This is a genomic window from Paenibacillus sp. FSL E2-0201, from assembly GCF_037963325.1.
GTDB lineage: Bacteria > Bacillota > Bacilli > Paenibacillales > Paenibacillaceae > Paenibacillus_AQ.
On the sequence record NZ_CP150154.1, the window covers coordinates 3,834,185 to 3,852,442 of the forward strand.

Consider the following 18,258-nt stretch of genomic DNA (forward strand, 5'->3'; position numbering starts at 1 on the left):
GACATAGTGAGCGTAAGATAATCCATACCCCCCTTGGTCCACAATCGCTAGGATGAATTTAGGAGCACCATAGAGAAAGGGGGATTCACTTATGCGTTCAGTGATTATTGCAGATGATGAGAAGTGGATTGTAGAAGGAATTAAAGCAGGAGTGAATTGGAAGAAATACGGCTTTGAAGTGATCGACGATGCCGAAAACGGGCAAGAAGCCCTTCAATTAATTCAATCGCTTCGCCCCACCCTTGTTCTAACAGATATTAAGATGCCTGTAATGAATGGATTAGAGCTCATACAACGTGGCAAGGCTGTTGCGCCCGATACCATCTTTATCGTACTCAGCGGACATGCAGAGTTCGCTTATGCTCAGAAAGCGATGAATTATGGCACTTTCGGATACTGCCTGAAACCTTTTGAAATCGAAGAAATTGAAGGCATGCTTAACCGAATAGCCCAGCAACACGAATCGAAGGCAGTTAAAGAAAATCCTGTCCACGTCTTCGAACTGTATGAAGCGGTTTGTTCCGGAGATCTTGAACGGATTAGCTTATGGTTGGATGAGAAGAGAATACCTTTGTCAATCGATACGCCTCATATCCCTATTGTTATCCAAGGATTAAGTTCACCAGTAGAAGTCGGGCAGTTCTCTTCCCTGGTCTTCCCGATGAGCCGCCGTCGGTATGGCTATTTGTTAGAAGAGGGCCAATACGAAGTTTTCCTCCGGGGTCTTGAACAAACTGAGGTTGTACAAGAGTGCGGAGTCGGGATCGGTCCTCCTATTTCGGATATACACCAATTGGATGCGGCTTTAGAATCCGCTTCTCACGCTGCATTCAGTATGTTCGCGACGGGAATGCCTGGATGTTATCATGTGAATCAGCAACAAGAATGGCTGATCGACGAGAAGCTTAAAGAGATTTCCCGGATTATTCATAGTAAAGACCGGCTCGGATTTATAGCAGCCATGGAATCGATAAAGAAGTTATTCAAAGAGGGAACGTTCACCATTAAAGAAGCCTATTTGCTCTACACCTCGATCCTGTACTTATTTCCTCGGGAAGGGACTCGGGTTAACGGTCGTTTTTTTGAGGGGTATGAACAGCTCTATTATCGCTACGGCACGGCTGAAGCCATGATCGATGATCTGATTCTTATGACGCTTGATATTTTTATGAACAGAAACGAAACTGATATTTCACGAATTTCCAATAGCAAAGTCAAAGAAATTATGTTATATATCCGCAACCATTTTAATCAAGAAATTTCCATCCAGCATTTAGCCAATCAGTTTTTTTTAAGTCCAAATTACTTATGCCAATTATTCAAAAAAGAGGTCGGCGAGACCATCATCGAACATATTAGTCGTTTACGGATTGAATACGCTTGTAAAATGCTGGTTGAAACCGATCTTTCCATATACCAAATCGGTGAGAAATGCGGTTTCCAGGATTATTTCTACTTCACACGGATTTTTAAGCGGCATATCAAAATGACACCAACGCAATATAGGGAAGAAAACAATGAAGACATTTAAGCGACTCTCCATCCGTACTCAGGTTCTGTTATTCGGGCTGTTTATCGTTGCCATTATCCCAATCATCGTCTCAAAGGTTTATCAATTATCAAGCGAGACTATCATCAATCAGAATACGCAATATAATACAGAACTAGTTTCCCTCCTTAAGCAACGGATTTCTGCCAACTATGCCAACGTTTCATCTATGATGATGAATGTAGGGTACGACTCCACCGTCCAAAAGTTTCTCGTTGAGAATGATAAGCTCCGGGAGTACGACCTCTCACAAAAGGTAGAGGGACTATTGAGTATCGCCCGAAATATGAATACGGATATCCTGGATATTATTGTTATCGGACCTTCAAACACTCGTATTTCATTAGCGGGAAGAACGAAATATGCTGTTGATCTTATGAAGACTGCCGGGGAGGATGGAATCGTACATTATCGCGGATACAGTCCTCCTGACAAGGTTATCGACAAGAGAAAGTTACTATTCGGGATGAACATCTTCGCTTCAGGTGACACGTCTTTATATGGAGAAAAAATCGGCTATATCGCAGTTATTGTAGATATGAAAGCCATCCAAACAGAAATTTCAGAGTACCCTCGTTTGGTTGGAACCAGTTTTTTTATGATGGATGATAAAGGGATGATCTACTCTAATAGTGATGAGCCGGAAGATATGCTCCAGCAGTTTCAAAATCGGGCAACGGGAAGTGACGGAGAGTCCATCGTAGAAACAGTCAACGGAAAAAAATATGCTATTCAATCCTTTCGCCTGCCTGAGATCTCTGGAAAAATCATTACCGCCGTTCCTGTCCATAATTTAATGAAGGAACTGGAGAAATTAAAGAAGGTCAGCTACGCTTTTCTGGCATTAATCTTGTTGGTCGTTTCTATTCCCTACTCTGTGCTCATGATGAATCTCTTAAGACCATTATCTAGGCTTATGCGTTATATGAATCAATTAAAGGGCGGAAGTCTGGGAATATTAAACAATAAGGTGGATTTAAAGGGCTACGCTGAGATTGAAATCATCTCTAGACAGTTCAACGATATGACAACACGGATTCATGATTTGACGGACCAATTAATCGATGCGTCCACTCAGCTTTACCAGACTGATCTGGAAAAGCAACGAGCCGAATACTCGTATTTGCAAAGTCAAATTAATCCCCATTTCTTAAGCAATACTTTAGATACAATCAAAGGCGTTGCAATCGTAAAAGGAAATCGGGATATCTTCGAGATGACTACCGCCCTAAGCACAATGCTCAAGTACAGTATCAAAGGTAAAGCGGAGGTAACTCTTGGAGAGGAACTGAAGATCGCAGAATCTTGTGTAAGGATATATCAAGGCCGTTTCCCGGACAAATTCACATACAAGCTGTTCTGTCCACAGGAATGGTTACATATTCCCGTACCAAAAATGATCCTTCAACCCATTGTCGAAAATGCACTTGGTCATGGGCTTGAGGCTCAAGGTCAGGGCATCTTGCTGATCACAGTAGAGAAAAGTGCAGCGGGACTGCTTGAAATCGCTGTAGAAGATAATGGTGTAGGCATCGACCCTGCAAGATTGGAACAACTAACCGAGTTGCTGGCTGGTAAGAACATAGAATCCGGTGATCATATCGGGCTCCTAAACGTCAACAACCGTCTAAATCTAAAGTACGGTGATCCTTGTGGAGTTCTGCTGTTCAGTAAGGCAGGCAGTGGGACGAAGACCGTTTTGAGGCTTCCCGGATCTTTGATAGATCAACAAGAAGCCAGAACATAAATATGGAGGTTGCCCCTAGATGGGCAACCTCCATTTCATATGTTTTTAGTTCGCCGCTTTCACTAGGTTATCGCTAAGCATCCTGTGAAGATATGTTCACATACTCTTTCGCATGATAGGGTCCGCCTTCTTTAAGTACCGTCCATAATGGATCAATATCACAATCCATGGAACCCATCATGTTGTCATGCCATTCATTCAATAGATAGACGGCATTCATACAGATGTCTTTACGCACTTCAGCGAGATTATGTTGTTCGTAAGGATCGTCCTTCAAATCAAACAACATTTCTTTCGGGAATCCATGGTGTCCGTCATGATAGGTTCGTATATATAACCAATCCGCAAATCGGACGCTGCGTTGGCACACATGTGCACATTGTGAGATTACGAGATAGTCACGCCCTCCCAAATGTCCCTCCAGAATGGCACCTGCATAACTTTCTCCATCCCATGAAGGAGCCTTTTTCAAATTCAAAAGGCTTGCTAATGTGGGTCCAAGATCAAGGTGATAATGTAGCCCATCCTCCACGATTCCCTTCTTGCCCCCTGGCCAGCGAACTATCATCGGAATGCGGCAAGTCGCCTGATCTGCCGTGCCGTGCTCAGAGTAAATCCCTAACTCACCCAGGCTCTCACCGTGATCCGCAGAGATTATGATAGCCGTATCTTCCATCACGCCAAGTGCGCTCAGCTTGGAGAAGACTTTTCCGAGATGCTCATCCAGATACTTGACTCCAGCATCATAGTTGTCGAAGATAACACGGAGGTCCTCATGATTCACTATTTCCTGATTATGCCTGAAATGCTGATAATAATGCGATTTAGCGAGCGCATTCATATCTTCTATACTGTGCTGCCCTTTCTTATTTCGGTGAAGCTCAAACACATCTTCAGTGATCCAATCGGGTAAGGGCTCCTTCTCAAACGGATTACCGTAGCTCTCAGGTGTACGATAAGGCGTATGAGGATCCCAGAAATTCAGGTGCAGAAACCAATTTTCGGACTCCCCGTTATCCTCAAGCCATTTAAGTGCCACTGGAAGCACCTGCTCTGCCGTCTCATGCCCCCTTCCACCAACATTGAACACTTCTTGAAATCCGGCATTAAAGGTCCAGGCCGAGTGCCGTTCGGCGAAGGTGCTGATCGATGCGGTTTTCATGGCCGCTTGCCTTAATATAGCGGGAAGACTCTCCATTCCTAGTCGATCATTGAATTCACGTTTGGGCCCTTCTCTACGCATATCAGCAGCGGTTCCCCCATGTCCTACAATTCCATTATGAATGCCAAATCTCCCTGACATTAAAGCGGACCGAGACGGCAGACACGGAGCATCTGAACAATAATAGTTGGTAAAGGTAACCCCTTCTTTAGCGATTAAATCGATATTCGGGGAGGTATTCCGAGGATAGCCATAACATCCCAGATGGTCCGGGCGAAGCGAATCCAAATCCAAATATAAGATTCTCATGAGTATTTTCCCTACCTTTCCTGTTGCTCGAATGATTACGTTCGATTCGGGCAGCTTAGAATGATCTGCTCATGCTTATAAGAGTAAATGAATATGGAACACTCCGCTATGGAGTGGCGATGTTTGTTTTTGTAAATTCGATACTTTTTCGGTGCTCAGCCGGACCCTTGCCGTATTCGCCACGAAATACCTTGCTGAAGTGCGAGGCATCATAATAACCACATCTTTGGGAGATATGCTCGATGGTATAATTTGTATATTCCAACATTTGTTTAGCTTGCTGCAGCCGCAATTTTCGAAGCATTTGCATAGGTGTCAGTTTATATATTTTCTGAAATGCCCGGCTAAAATAAACCGGATTCATATGATAGAGCTTGGAAAGCTCCTCTCTACTAATCTCCTGATCAAGTCTCTCCTCCATATATTGCAACGCCTCGTTAAAGCGGTCCGTGACATAGGGGTCTCGAGATGAGCGGCGCCCGCCAAGCTTGGTGCTCTCCATAACTTCATAAAGGAGAAAAAATGCCAATGAACCGACCTGAACATTTCTGAAATCCTCTTCCTCCTGCAGCCACAAGCTTCGCAGCTCGTCAAACCTTCGCTCATATTCGCTTCGATCCCGGACCCGAATCACCTTGCCTAGAGGGAATAACTTAAAGAAATCATCTCCGTCTTTAACTTTAGCGTTAATATTAAACAGATAATGTACACCATCCGTTTTGGAGATCACATTAAAAGGTTCATTAGGACGGTGGATCATCACGTCTCCAGCAGAAGCAACATAATCACCCTCGGAGGATGTCGTCAATACCTCACCTTTTTGGATATAAGAGACGGTATAACAAGACTGGACGTAATCGAATAAGACCCGCTTCTGATATTGAATTTTTATGACGTCCAGCACGGTGATCTCAAACTGACTATGAATGATAGAGGACAAAGAAGTTCCTCCTTCTAATGTAGTAGTCTTTATGTATTCTCAACCTGTAAAATCAGCCGCACATCGAAAGCCAATATTCCCTGCTGAGCTGTCTGGTGTATTTTTGCTTCTGGCTGCCACCCGATAACGGTTACAATAAGATTTATGGCACAAATACGATCCTCCTCGCATCGACCTTGCTACACCGCTTACCGGGCCTCTCGGATTCACAGATTCGGAAGACAAATGATAGTCCGGCGTAAACCAATCCTCGCACCATTCCCACGCATTTCCTGACATATTATAAAGACCATATCCGTTAGGTTGATAGGACTTCACCGGTGCCGTACCTGCATAACCGTCGCTGGCATGATTTTTATCGGGGAACTTTCCTTGCCAAATATTGCAGCGATGCTCTCCACCCGGTTTTAATTCGTCACCCCAAGGATAACGTTTCTGAACCAGACCTCCTCTTGCGGCATACTCCCACTCCGCTTCCGTAGGAAGACGTTTGCCGGCCCAGCGACAATACGCATCCGCATCATTCCATGATATATGAATTGCAGGATGATCAAGGCGTTCGTCTACATGCGAATCCGGGCCTTCCGGATGGCTCCAATCCGCTCCGTCTACCACCCACCACCAGGGGGTTTGAGTCGCCACTTGGGTTACCTTTTCCCCTGTCTCTTTGGAAACAAAAGAATGAAACACGTAAGACCATCCAAAACGTTCCGCATCTGTAACGTAGTTTGTTTCCTTGATAAATAAAGCAAACTGTTTATTCGTAACTGCCGTTGCATCGATCAAAAAGGTAGATAAGGTAACATTCCTTGCTGGCCCTTCTCCATCTGCCGGAAAACCTTCTTTGTCATCCGTCCCCATAAGAAAAGTACCTCCTGGAATAAGGATCATGTCCGATAAATCTTTATCCTCTTCTAGTCCTTGGACCGTTGTGTACTCCTTACAAATATCGACGGACCCTTGTTTCTCAATTTGATTTCTACTAGCTGAACAGCAAGCCCGTATATTCTCTGACATGTACTTACCTCCAATCTGGGATTGTCGCGGCTCTATCTAAAAAAAGGCTACACCAACAATACCAGAGGCAACAATAATGGTGAGCGGATGCAGCTTATATTTCATTAAACCATAAAGTGCAGCGAATACAATGATCAACGTACCAATGGTCTGCCAACTAATAAAAGCATGTTCCACGCTATTTAAGCCAAACCGAATCGCAGCATAAGCAATCAAGCCTGTAATCACTGGACGTAAACCATAGAATAACGTTTTAATCCATTGACTGTCTCTCACCCGATAAAAGAAGATGGAAATAACAATGATGATGATTAATGAATGTAGAACCATGCCTAATGTGGATACAATCGCTCCTTCAATTCCAGCTACACGATATCCAATCAAGGTGGCACTGTTAGTTGCAACAGGGCCTGGTGACATCCCTGCGATGGAAACTACCTCTTGAAATTCCCTTTCGGATAACCAGCCGCCAGCCATAGCTTCATGCTGAATCATCGGAATGATGGCGTACCCTCCACCAAAGGAGAGCAGTCCAATTTTAATAAAAATAAAAAATAAATTCCAAATCACATCGCATCCCCCTAGATGTAATACTCCGGATAATTCGACTCTTCATCAGAATCATTCAAGGACTCCTTCTCCGTCCGAACCTGCAGCCCTAAGAGCTGTTTGATTGGTAAATAGACAAACCCGATAATTAATCCAATTGCGATCACGTAAATGGGATTGATTCCGAAAACTAATAAAACGACCGGTATAACTATCGCTGTAACAGCTGTAGTCTTGTCAAATATAGCGTTCTTGGCCATTCGATATGCAGCTACTAGGATCAAGGCAATAACAGCACCATGAATCCCCTTCATAGCGGCAATAACTTTTGGTTGATCGGCCAGTTGTGAGTATACAGCACTAAGCAAACAAACAATGATAAAGGTTGGAATCGTAATCCCTGCGATTGCAGCAATTGCACCTTTCACACCAGCAAGACGATAACCAATGAATGCCGCTGCATTTACACCTACACCACCTGGCGCAGCGCCAGCTAGAGATAGAATTTCATCCATCTCCTCTTCACCCAACCATTTCCGTTTAGCGGAAATTTCCCGTTCGATCATGGGGATCATTGCATAACCGCCCCCAAAAGTTACGGGACCGATTCGAACAAATACCCAAAACAACTGGAACAGTAAACTTACCCTGAGGTCTGTATTCGTCATCACATTTGTTTTCATAGTTGTTCTCATGAACTCCACCCTTATATATTCTGTAGTAATTTCATTATAACACTTTTTCCCAAAATGGAATTAAGTTTTTTGAACGGTAAAATACAATCTATGGTTTATGAGTTATACTATATTAATGTTAATAAATACAAACTTTATTAAAAACGATCTTACTAGTTCATCCTATATATAGCTTGGAGGTATATCGTGGAAAAGCGCTCGACACACATTCCATCCCCAAAGAAACTCCTATATGACCGAATCGCCGAACAAGGTACTGTTTCCAAGTTGGACCTTCTACAAACATTTTCACTGACCAAAAGCACAATGACTCGAATATTGGATGAAATGACGGAGGAAGGCTTGCTGATAGAATGCGGATTTGGGGAATCTAGCGGAGGAAGAAGACCTATTTTATACCAGATCAATCCTTCCTACGGTTACATTATCGGTTTAGAGATTTCCAGATTGTATTCTTCGCTTGGTTTATTTGATATGCAAATGAACCCAAAATCAATTGTTCATTGGAGAATGGATCAGGCATTCACACCTGAAAGATTTTTGGATCATGTAAGTAATCAAATACGCGCTTTCCTCAGGGATCATCAGTTAGTGGACAGTCAAATCATAGGGATAGGAATAGGGGCTGTGGGGCCACTTGACCGCGAAAATGGCTTGATCCTAAAACCGCTACACTTCCCTTCTCCAGGCTGGAACAATCTTCCGATTTGCAAGCTGGTAAAGGAACGGACAGGCTTCAAAGCTTTCTTGGACAACGGTGCCAATTCCGCACTGCTTGGGGAACGATGGTCAATTCGTCATACTAATATTCAACATATGCTTTATGTACATGCTGGAGCAGGACTCCGCTATGCGATGATGTCGCATGGAAGTATTGTTCATGGCACAATGGATATGGAAGATGCAATTGGTCAAATGATCATTCAGACTGACGGCCCCCGATTAAATAATGATGGGAACTACGGAGCTCTGGAAGCATTTGTATCCGTCCAGGCGCTGGAACAAAGTGCACGCTCGGAGGCGAGCATGGACAATGACCTGATCCTCCAAAGATATAAAGTTTCGCCAGAGAAGCTGACTTATGATGTTCTTGTACAAGCCTTTAGAGATGGTAATCCACACGCACGTGAATTATTTACGCAAGCCGCCATTCACTTCGGTATTGGCCTCGCTAATGTCATCAATTTATTTCATCCTGAGACCATCATTCTAGGTGGTGCGCTCATCCACTCTCACGATTTGTTCTTCCAAACGGCAGTGGAGGTAGCCCAGAGAAACACTTATCGTTATCCTGAATACCAACCTCAATTTTCTCTAGGTACATTAAAAGAAGAAGCTGTGGTGACCGGTGCGGCTATAATGGTGAGAAATCACATGGTTCTCTAGCAACATAAAAAGGCCGTCCCACAACCATTTGCATGATTGTTGGGATGGCCTTTTTGAATCTGACCTATAATGGCTGACAGCAATTTTTGAATTTTTTCCCGCTTCCGCAGAGACATGGTTCATTTCGACCCGGAAGTGATTTTGCATTTTTCCTGAACTCCATCAGCTGCTCCGATCTAAGTCGGTTCGCAAGCATCATCATGCGTTCATAAGTATGTGAATAGAACATTTTGTAGCTGTGGCAAAAATAATCAACCTCATTACGATCCTTAACATCAAGCCAATTTCGGTTGCGCGGGCATCCCCCATTGCAAAAGCTAAGGTACTCACACTTATGACATGATTCTTTCATATCGGGCTTCATTAACAAAAAGTCATCATATACTGGGCTGGCAAGCAGCACTTCTAGATCGGTTTGGCTGATATTTCCTAACCTGTGCTCTTCATCGATAAAGAAATCGCAAGGGTAGGCATCCCCGTTCGTTTCAAGTACCATCATCTTCGGACAACATGAGTTGTGAACGCATAACTCCGGCTCACGATTCATGAGTACAAGAAGCATATTCTCGAAAATGCGAATGGGAAGCTCTGGATACCCCTCGTTGTACCACAAGTCAAATGTACGGCATAAAAACACTCCGTATTGTTCAGGTGTAATTCGGAAGCGTCCATGCATATCACTATTTTGTGAAACAAAATCCATGCAAGGGATAAACTGAATATAAGGAAATTTATGTTCTTGGTAAAATGACATCAACTCATCTGGTCTCGTCACGTTATCCTCATGAATCACCGTCAAAATGCTATACTCCACACCCTCATTCTGTAAATGACGAATTCCACGCATAACTAAATCATAACTTCCTTTTCCCGATCCCGTTATACGATGAGAATCATGAATAGGCTCAGGACCGTCCAGACTTATCCCGACCAAAAAGTTATACCGTTTAAAAAATTTCGCCCATTTCTCATTAATAAGCGTTCCGTTGGTCTGCAGCGCATTACTTATCATCGTATGAGGTGGAGCGTACTTCGCCTGCAGTGAAATCACTTGTTCAAAATACGGAAGTCCGGCTAATAGCGGCTCCCCTCCCTGCCAAGAAAAAGTCGCTATCCCTGAAGATCTACTCATGTACTGAGCGATAAACCGCTCTAAAAGATTCGTATCCATCACTCGGATCGGTTGATGAGGATGTCCTCCTGCTTTGCTGTAATAGCAATAATCACAGGCTAAATTACAATCCTCTGAGACGGTTTTCCACATGACATGAAGCGTCTCAGGCTTCGAGGTCTGTATGTATGTTGTCATACGATTTTGCCACTCCTATGTATTTTTTGTTAAAGCGCTTACTTATTGCTTCAATTAAATCATAGGTACGTATGTCAACGATGAGCAAAACATCATAGTTTGTCGAATATCCGGAGATAAAAAAACTGCACTCCCTATTGTCTGTTGAGACAAAGTAATGGAGGTGCAGTTTCTTTGAGGATGAGTCTAACGGTAGTTAGACACTACGTCTTATTAATTACGAACGTATTCTTTATTTGCTGTTTCCAACATTGATTTCCAATCCGCAAACTTCGTCTCCCTCACCACATGACGATCAAAAAGTTCATCAGGTATGTCATCAACATCTTCTTCTGACTTTACTTGAAAGTTCCCTTTGATTAGAAACTCATCGAAGCTCTTGCAATTGGAATACTTACTCATAAACGCTTCATTAAACAACTTCTCAAAAGAGATGTGATTGGGATCTTCTTGATTCATTTTCTGACCTTGTAGCTCATTCATCAATTCTTCCATGGTCATTGGTTTTTGTCTTCTCAAATTACCACTCCTAATTTTCCAATATGGTTTCAGACTATCATGTTAATCCATAAATCACACGAATCCTAAGCTTAACATAATTTTCACTATTTTACCTTTCGATTTTCAATTTAATACGTCGAAAAAAAGTCTCTAATCACAGAATGAGAATATCAATCCTAACAAAAAGCCTCCCTTATACATATAAGGAAGGCTTTTTCACACTATTTCCTCTAGGACAATTTCACCAAGCTGTAGTTTTTCTTCCCTTTACGGATAATGATAAACCGGCCACCGATAGCTTCGCTAGCTGTAACTTCAAGTCCAACATCGCTAACTTTCTCACCATTCATGGAGATTGCTCCTTTGGTGATATCCTCACGCGCTTGACGCTTGGATGGCTCAATACCGAGATCAACTAGCCATTCCACGATATTCTTGGATTCCAAAGTCGTTTCGTAAGTCGGCATTTCCTTGAAGCCTTGCTCGATCTCATCAGCTGTTAGGGACTTGATATCTCCACTGAACAAAGCAGCAGTAATGCGTTTAGCTTGCTCTAGTAATTCTTCACCATGCACGAATCTTGTCATTTCTTCGGCAAGTGTTTTTTGCGCTTCACGTTTATGAGGTTCGGTCTGTACTTTTTCCGCAAGCGCATCAATTTGCTCTTTAGACAGGAATGTAAAGTACTTCAAGTATTTCACAACATCACGGTCATCAGTGTTCGCCCAGAACTGGTAGAACTCAAATGCTGTCGTTTTGTTCGGATCCAGCCAAATGGCTCCCCCAGCTGATTTACCGAATTTCGTACCATCGGCTTTCAACATCAGTGGGATAGTAAGTCCAAATGCTACAGCCTCAGAGCCTTCTTTTCTACGGATTAAATCTAGACCGCTTGTAATGTTCCCCCACTGATCCGAGCCACCAATTTGCAGCTGCACATCTTCATGTTTGTATAGATGCAGGTAATCTAGAGATTGCAGGATTTGGTAGGAGAATTCCGTAAAGGAAATTCCGCTGTCCAATCTGCTCGCTACAACATCTTTGGCAAGCATCGAATTGATGCTGAAGTTCTTCCCGTAGTCACGTAAAAATTCGATAACATTGATTTTATGCGTCCAATCGTAGTTGTTGACCATGCGGATTTGATTGTCGCCATCGGTCACGAACAGTTTTTTCATCTGAGCAGTAAGTGCATCAACATTCGCTTGCACTTGCTCCAATGTTTGCAAAGAGCGTTCAGACTGGCGTCCACTTGGATCACCGATCGTACCAGTAGCACCACCAATTAGAATTACTGGGCGGTGTCCCGCAAGTTGGAATCTCTTGAGTACCATGAACGGAATCAAGTGGCCAATATGCATACTGTCACCCGTTGGATCTACACCGCAGTACACTGAAACGGATTTCTGGTTGGTCAATTCTTTAAGCCCTTCGGCATCGGTTTGTTGATTGATGGCATCGCGCCATTCTAGTTCGTCGATAATATTCATTGCCTAACACCCCTTAAATTAGTAGATAACCTATTGATGAAGTGAAACATATAAATCCTTATATTTAAAAAACAAAAAATCGCCCCTTGTCTATTGTAGACATAGGGACGATTGAATAACCGTGTTACCACCCAGATTGCATCAATGAAACACTAAGCTAAAGTACAGCATTGATGCCACTCGTGACGAGATATCGTTCGCCATTCCGCTCGGGGTTAGCCGAGATACTCCAAAGTGTAATTCGTACTCTTAGTGTGTACCGGGTTTCATCGACCCCCGGCTTTCTGGAACAGGGACTAAGCTACTACTGGGCTTCTTCAACGTATATCGTTTATAAGATTACAGCCAGTATAGAGAAATAATTCTTCAATGTCAACTATCTTAAGCTGATAATCCTAAGACTCACTCCTGCTGTGATGCACTACTAGGCATTTCCATCTTTTTTCTGTTACAATTACGAAAAAAGAGGTGAACGAATCCGCATGCTTGATCCTATCGATAATCATATTTTGCAGCGGCTGGCCCAAAACAGCAGAATATCCTATACTGATCTGGCTAAAGAAGTTAATTTATCCAGTGTAGCGGTAAAAGACCGTATTGATCGGCTCGTCAATCAAGGAATCATTGAGCAATTTTCTATTGTCATTAGCGCGGAGAAGCTTGGCAAGAAAATTTCCGCTTATCTGGAACTTGAAGTAGAGCCTGCTCATTTAAATCATATTGTCGAAGTCCTGAAAGAAAACGAACGCGTTGCAGTACTTTATGAAATGACTGGTCCTTGCATTCTTCACATCCATATTCTGGTTGAGAATCTTGAAGAGATGGAACGGTTTATGCATGAATCAATCTACTGTCTGGATGGTCTAGTACGTGTAGAAAACCAAATTTTATTAAAGCGCCACAAAAATCAGGATGGTCTAAATATATAAAAAAAAGAACCGGCTAAATAAGACGGTTCTTTTTCTTAAATGGATACTGAAGGATATAATCGAATAATTGCTAATTAATTCACTCTACTCTGTTTTAGATAGCTTAGCTTTATAAAAATTCGCAAAATATTCGCTGACCTCAATCTTCTCTTTTACAACTTCTATTGGAGCAACGAGCTTAACGATTTCACCATTGTACACTCCTGTCGTCGCCCCGACTTTCATCTCAAGCACATTGTTATTGTAGCTTATAGTAACTGTCTGAGTAGTCGGTTTCCAACTCACCTTCGCACCAAAACCTTCAAAGCTGCTACGTAATCCCACAGCCTTACGCTCCGAATCACCGAATTGACCTTTATCGATCAAAGCATGCACTCCCCAGTTTCCGTCCACTACTTGTGTGATTCCGAAATCCGTTGACACAGACATCAGGGAGTACGCTTCATCCTCGCTCAAATTCATTCCGTCCATTAAAAAATCTTTTGTTTTATGAGCAGCATCTTTCATCGCTTTGTCGATGGATGAGTTTTTGAAGATATCTTTTTGTGCACTAGCTCCAAGTGCCTCCAAATAATTCGCGTAACTGAACCCATGTACGACCCATTCATTCTCGTTCTCTAGTAATGGGAAACTTAATCCATTCAGTTTTTTATTAAGCGTTGCTTTTTTATGAAGAACGACTTGAATATCACCCGTCACGGATGTCTCGATAGCAGTTCCGTTAATTTCGGCATCCCCTTGCCCCGCATGCGGATCACCAATCGACAGTAGCGCCCCTGGTACAGATACAGGATAATACATCGTTGCACCTTCAGTAATACGCCAATCATCTACGTTGCCACCATTGTAAGAAGGGGGTACTGAATCTACGATATCCGCTTCTTTAGGTGCGACACCCATTGTACCGAAGTGTAGACGTACCGGAATTTTCACACCTTTCAATACATCAAAGTTCTTATCAATCGTATTATGGTCTACAATTACGCCTGGGTAGTCGATTGTCGGGTGCACTTGACCATCCGGATCAGTCTGAACAGTCCATTTATAATTATAAACAGCTGTTGCATAATCTGTTCCACCCTCTGTATCCATCTCATAGATGGTGACCACTTCACGTTTTTTCGGCTCCTCCACCATATCTCCGTACAGATAACCCCAGTTCGCCGCGGCATTCACGCCATAGGTTTTGCCAGCGTATTTGTCATTGCCATTAGGTCTTAGCTTCATGTCCAGAATTTTCACTTCCAGAACATCCCCTGGTTCAGCACCTTCTACAGCAATAGGTCCCGTCATAATATGTACACCTGGCCCGCGAAGTGCTTCGTTCTTCTCCCCCTTTATCCAGTGAAAAATTTCTTCGACTCCCGCATACCCCTTAATCATTCGATCGTAATCATCACCGGAATGATGAGTAATGGCTTCAACCGTTACAATATCACCAGATTGTACCGTTAAAGCTGGATCACCCTTACCGATATTCCCCCACCGAACAGTCTCAGAATTTGCCTTCAGCACATGCGTTTTCGGTGTATTCTGACCTTTATTAGTGTCAGCATACATAACATTAAATGATGTTCCCGCTAGTAAAACCGCTGATAAAATAACACTTGATTTGCGAAAAGTTTGTTTTTTCATAATTTTATCCTCCTCAGCTTATTTTAATGTTAGTTTATATAACATTTTGTGTTTTTGAGTATAACAGATGAATTAAGGATTAACAATATAAATATTTTCTTTATTTTTACTTTAAATAATAAATCACAATGATTATGTACCTTTAATAATCCAAGCCAACACCTTTGCGACAGCTCGTTTGATATTCCTTCCATCCCCTTTTTTAGCAATAAAAAACACCTTCACTTATGAACAAAGTGTCGGCGTTTTATCTCAATTGAAAGTGAACCTTTTTTCCATTATTAATTAGTAATACTTCTTGTAGCCCGGGTTACGATCCGTTTCGTTGCCTTTGTATCTGAGGACATCAACCAATTCTCACTAAGCTGCAGCACCCAATCCGGATTGCTTTTACTCGCATCGTTCAACCAATTACTTACAGAATCCTGAACGTATTTCACTGAATCTGACTTCAGTGGTTCTAATAGCGGAAGTGCAATTACCGGGTTTTCTTTAAGCGCAGTAATATGCTTCGCCCACACACCATGCGGCCGCGTCAATTCGATCGCATATCTCCTTATATTCGGATCTTGATCATGAACCCAGCGCTCTAATAACTTAATAGATTCGTGCAACTCTGTAATTACTGATTCTCTTAAAGCCATCCATGAAATCTCGCGTACCCCAAAATGATCATCCGCTGCAAAAGGACGGATAGCCGTTAGCTTTTGCGATAAACTTAAAGATTGATTTAAACCGATCATATAGGCAGCCCAACAGCGGACACTATCAGAAAGATGCTGCGCTAAAGCTGTGAATAAACGGGATTGTTCTCGCTCAGATTTACTCTCTAATACCTGTTGTAACTCACGCGCAATGGCTGGTATCAGCTTCATGATTCTCTTTTCGGATAAATCGCTCAGCCTTTGCAAAATAGGGTTGGATTCCTGCCCAAAACCTAGCTCGTCCATCACATTTTCCAGCAGCACAAGATGATCCACAGCAAGCCATTCCGTTAAATTCACAGTCTGTAATTGTCCTTTATGTAACAGTTCAACAACCTCAGTCGGAATATCGCTAACTTTTCGAGCTCCCTTCCTACGCTCCATAGAAATCGTCCCTTCATCTATGATTTGAAAGCTTAAATCACCTTCATGTCATATTTAGGATACCGTTGTTTCTAAAAATAAAGCTGTAATCTCGTTTACAACTCGATTGCTATGTTATATTTCTTTCCAAAATCTTGTCTCGATGAACATAGATAGTTCTGAACCCTGTCTGAATCACCTCAGCTTTCACCAATTCTTGCAGCGCTACCGTAACCGCTTCTCTGCTCGCACCAATCAAATTAGCGATTTCTTGATGTGACAGCGGAACATCAATTCTGAATAAATTATCCTCATTCTTAACTCCTAACTGATCAGAAAGCTTTAAGAGAACGCACAATATTTTATCATGGAGATTTCCGATGGCTAGATTTTGCGATAACTGACTCATACTTTTTATTCGATCACTCAACACTTGCATTAAAGACATCAAGAATCTAGGTCGAGTAGCTACGAATTCTTCAAATCTTACAGAATCAATTGTACAGATATGACACTCTTCCATTGCTTCAATGTAATGATCTCTGGTTCCAAACGAAATCACATTCATTTCACCAAAAACATTACCCTCACTCAGAATATCCGACGTAAACTGCTTCCCATCTGAATTCAAGCGGTATAAGCGAACCTTTCCTTTTTTAACAAAAAATAATCCTTCAGAGAAGGTTGTCGGTGTTTGAATATATGTATTTTTCGGGACCACTGTTATGCGAGTTAACTCTTCCATTTCCATTAGATCTTCGAGCGCTAACGATTGAAGCAAATTAAATTGAGATAAATAATGAATAGTCTCCATTGCCCCTCCTGTGTCTTAAAACGTTATTCATTTCTTTAGTATACCTTACAAAAAAAGCCGCGTCCTAAGGACGCAGCTTACTCATTAACGATTACTTGCTTCCCAGCGCGCGATTTCTTCACGAACACGAGGGGCTACTTCCGTTCCCAACAGTCTAATGGCTTGCATAACATCCTCATGAGGCATCGTACCGTGGGGCACATGTAAAAAGAATCGCGTAATCCCCACCTCCTTGCGAAGATGAATGATTTTGTTAGCAACAGTTTCTGGATCACCTACGTACAGAGCACCGTCAAAGCTGCAAGCTGCATCATAATCGGAACGATGGTATGGAGGTGTCCCTTTTTCCTTCGCCCGCACATTGGTCCGAGCATGCGTTGAAGGGAAAAACTTCTCCAACGCTAATTCATTAGTTTCTGCAATAAACCCGTGAGAGTGTGAGGCAATAGGCAAGCTTGAGATATCGTACCCGGCTTCAGCCGCAGCTGTCTTGTAAAGCCGCACATGTGACGCGTAATCAAGCGGTTTAACATTCCCAATAATCGCTAAAACAAAAGGTAATCCTAAGGCTCCTGTGCGGATTGCAGACTCTGGACTTCCGGCACTCCCAATCCAAATCGGCAACGGATCTTGAACCGGTCGCGGGTAAATTCCCAGATTGTTTATGGCTGCGCGATGTTTGCCGCTCCAGGTTACTTTTTCTGACTTTTGAATAGCTAGTAACAATTCCAGCTTCTCATTGAACAGCTCTTCATAATCCTTCAGATCGTAACCGAATAAAGGAAAGGACTCTGTAAACGAACCACGGCCGATCATAATTTCCGCACGTCCGTTTGATATCCCGTCCAGCGTTGCAAAGTCTTGAAATACACGAACAGGATCTGCTGAAGACAATATCATTACCGCACTGGTCAATCGAATTTTCGAAGTCATCGATGCAGCCGCAGCTAACACAACTGCAGGTGATGAAGCCGCATAATCAGAACGATGATGCTCTCCCACTCCATATACATCTAGCCCCACCTCTTCAGCAAGTACAATTTCCTCCACTACTTCACGTAGTCGCTCTGCATGACTTATTGTCTCACCCGTATGGGCATCGGGGGTTGTCTCAACAAATGTGCTAACTCCAAGTTCCACTTTTCATTTCCTCCTAATG

16 protein-coding genes and 1 other annotated feature are annotated in these 18,258 nt (G+C 42.7%); of the genes, 4 read left to right on the forward strand and 12 right to left on the reverse strand.

Translation table 11 applies throughout. From position 1 onward, the window contains the following. The first annotated feature begins 91 nt into the window (after positions 1-91). Both NSU15_RS17310 and NSU15_RS17315 read left to right on the forward strand, forming a co-directional pair. On the forward strand, positions 92-1,531 hold the full coding sequence (locus NSU15_RS17310; RefSeq protein WP_042128543.1) for a response regulator: 1,440 nt from the start codon (positions 92-94) through the stop codon (positions 1,529-1,531). Next, positions 1,518-3,296, forward strand: a complete 1,779-nt coding sequence (locus NSU15_RS17315; RefSeq protein WP_042128544.1) for a histidine kinase — start codon at positions 1,518-1,520, stop codon at positions 3,294-3,296. The genes NSU15_RS17310 and NSU15_RS17315 overlap by 14 nt, the downstream gene beginning before the upstream one ends. Positions 3,297-3,369: 73 nt before the next feature. Here NSU15_RS17315 and NSU15_RS17320 read toward each other — a convergent pair whose 3' ends face one another. From NSU15_RS17320 to NSU15_RS17340, 5 genes are all read right to left on the reverse strand, one after another. Continuing rightward, positions 3,370-4,767 (reverse strand): sulfatase, encoded by a 1,398-nt coding sequence (locus tag NSU15_RS17320; protein WP_076118883.1) that lies wholly within the window; start codon positions 4,765-4,767, stop codon positions 3,370-3,372. Positions 4,768-4,873: 106 nt separating this feature from the next. Beyond that, on the reverse strand, positions 4,874-5,707 hold the full coding sequence (locus tag NSU15_RS17325) for an AraC family transcriptional regulator (RefSeq protein ID WP_042128548.1): 834 nt from the start codon (positions 5,705-5,707) through the stop codon (positions 4,874-4,876). Between the two features lie 39 nt (positions 5,708-5,746). Beyond that, entirely contained in the window at positions 5,747-6,724 is a 978-nt protein-coding gene (locus NSU15_RS17330; RefSeq protein ID WP_081389819.1) for a formylglycine-generating enzyme family protein, read from the reverse strand. Positions 6,725-6,760: 36 nt separating this feature from the next. Further along, positions 6,761-7,294, reverse strand: coding sequence for a chromate transporter (locus NSU15_RS17335; RefSeq protein WP_339286913.1), 534 nt, complete (start codon positions 7,292-7,294; stop codon positions 6,761-6,763). An 11-nt stretch (positions 7,295-7,305) separates the two neighbouring features. Further along, the gene (locus NSU15_RS17340; protein ID WP_231573797.1) at positions 7,306-7,968 is read right to left on the reverse strand and encodes a chromate transporter; all 663 of its coding nucleotides are present in this window, start codon (positions 7,966-7,968) and stop codon (positions 7,306-7,308) included. 186 nt (positions 7,969-8,154) lie between these two features. On the opposite strand from NSU15_RS17340, the gene NSU15_RS17345 reads away from it, so the two are divergent. After that, positions 8,155-9,354 (forward strand): ROK family protein, encoded by a 1,200-nt coding sequence (locus NSU15_RS17345; protein ID WP_042128551.1) that lies wholly within the window; start codon positions 8,155-8,157, stop codon positions 9,352-9,354. Between the two features lie 64 nt (positions 9,355-9,418). Here NSU15_RS17345 and NSU15_RS17350 read toward each other — a convergent pair whose 3' ends face one another. The 3 genes from NSU15_RS17350 to tyrS form a co-directional block, all read right to left on the reverse strand. After that, positions 9,419-10,663, reverse strand: coding sequence for an anaerobic sulfatase maturase (locus NSU15_RS17350; protein WP_042128553.1), 1,245 nt, complete (start codon positions 10,661-10,663; stop codon positions 9,419-9,421). A 213-nt stretch (positions 10,664-10,876) separates the two neighbouring features. Next, positions 10,877-11,164 carry a hypothetical protein gene (locus NSU15_RS17355; RefSeq protein WP_042128555.1) on the reverse strand — a complete coding sequence of 96 codons (288 nt, stop codon included), beginning with the start codon at positions 11,162-11,164 and terminating at the stop codon, positions 10,877-10,879. 230 nt (positions 11,165-11,394) lie between these two features. Beyond that, entirely contained in the window at positions 11,395-12,654 is a 1,260-nt protein-coding gene (tyrS, locus tag NSU15_RS17360) for a tyrosine--tRNA ligase (protein ID WP_042128557.1), read from the reverse strand. A gap of 100 nt (positions 12,655-12,754) precedes the next feature. After that, positions 12,755-12,984 (reverse strand) — a binding site (T-box leader). 152 nt (positions 12,985-13,136) lie between these two features. Between tyrS and NSU15_RS17365 the strand changes: the two genes are divergently transcribed. Next, complete coding sequence (locus NSU15_RS17365) at positions 13,137-13,583, forward strand: Lrp/AsnC family transcriptional regulator (RefSeq protein ID WP_042128559.1); 447 nt, start codon at positions 13,137-13,139, stop codon at positions 13,581-13,583. Between the two features lie 84 nt (positions 13,584-13,667). Here NSU15_RS17365 and NSU15_RS17370 read toward each other — a convergent pair whose 3' ends face one another. The 4 genes from NSU15_RS17370 to NSU15_RS17385 all read right to left on the reverse strand — a co-directional run bounded on the left by NSU15_RS17370 (position 13,668) and on the right by NSU15_RS17385 (position 18,239). Beyond that, on the reverse strand, positions 13,668-15,218 hold the full coding sequence (locus tag NSU15_RS17370) for an acetamidase/formamidase family protein (protein WP_339286917.1): 1,551 nt from the start codon (positions 15,216-15,218) through the stop codon (positions 13,668-13,670). A 281-nt stretch (positions 15,219-15,499) separates the two neighbouring features. Beyond that, entirely contained in the window at positions 15,500-16,306 is an 807-nt protein-coding gene (locus tag NSU15_RS17375) for a DNA alkylation repair protein (RefSeq protein ID WP_339286919.1), read from the reverse strand. 109 nt (positions 16,307-16,415) lie between these two features. Next, a complete protein-coding gene (locus tag NSU15_RS17380) occupies positions 16,416-17,099 on the reverse strand; it encodes a Crp/Fnr family transcriptional regulator (RefSeq protein ID WP_339286920.1) in 684 nt (227 codons plus the stop codon). Between the two features lie 84 nt (positions 17,100-17,183). Beyond that, entirely contained in the window at positions 17,184-18,239 is a 1,056-nt protein-coding gene (locus tag NSU15_RS17385) for an LLM class flavin-dependent oxidoreductase (RefSeq protein ID WP_339286922.1), read from the reverse strand. Positions 18,240-18,258: the final 19 nt, after the last annotated feature.

Excerpts from the sequence above, each read along its gene's own strand:
- NSU15_RS17340 (WP_231573797.1), bottom strand. The coding sequence starts at position 7,968 with ATGAGAACAACTATGAAAACAAATGTGATGACGAATACAGACCTCAGG.
- NSU15_RS17330 (WP_081389819.1), bottom strand. The coding sequence starts at position 6,724 with ATGTCAGAGAATATACGGGCTTGCTGTTCAGCTAGTAGAAATCAAATT.
- NSU15_RS17375 (WP_339286919.1), bottom strand. The coding sequence starts at position 16,306 with ATGGAGCGTAGGAAGGGAGCTCGAAAAGTTAGCGATATTCCGACTGAG.
- NSU15_RS17310 (WP_042128543.1), top strand. The coding sequence starts at position 92 with ATGCGTTCAGTGATTATTGCAGATGATGAGAAGTGGATTGTAGAAGGA.
- NSU15_RS17350 (WP_042128553.1), bottom strand. The coding sequence starts at position 10,663 with ATGACAACATACATACAGACCTCGAAGCCTGAGACGCTTCATGTCATG.
- NSU15_RS17355 (WP_042128555.1), bottom strand. The coding sequence starts at position 11,164 with ATGACCATGGAAGAATTGATGAATGAGCTACAAGGTCAGAAAATGAAT.
- NSU15_RS17315 (WP_042128544.1), top strand. The coding sequence starts at position 1,518 with ATGAAGACATTTAAGCGACTCTCCATCCGTACTCAGGTTCTGTTATTC.
- NSU15_RS17370 (WP_339286917.1), bottom strand. The coding sequence starts at position 15,218 with ATGAAAAAACAAACTTTTCGCAAATCAAGTGTTATTTTATCAGCGGTT.
- NSU15_RS17320 (WP_076118883.1), bottom strand. The coding sequence starts at position 4,767 with ATGAGAATCTTATATTTGGATTTGGATTCGCTTCGCCCGGACCATCTG.
- NSU15_RS17365 (WP_042128559.1), top strand. The coding sequence starts at position 13,137 with ATGCTTGATCCTATCGATAATCATATTTTGCAGCGGCTGGCCCAAAAC.
- NSU15_RS17380 (WP_339286920.1), bottom strand. The coding sequence starts at position 17,099 with ATGGAGACTATTCATTATTTATCTCAATTTAATTTGCTTCAATCGTTA.
- tyrS (WP_042128557.1), bottom strand. The coding sequence starts at position 12,654 with ATGAATATTATCGACGAACTAGAATGGCGCGATGCCATCAATCAACAA.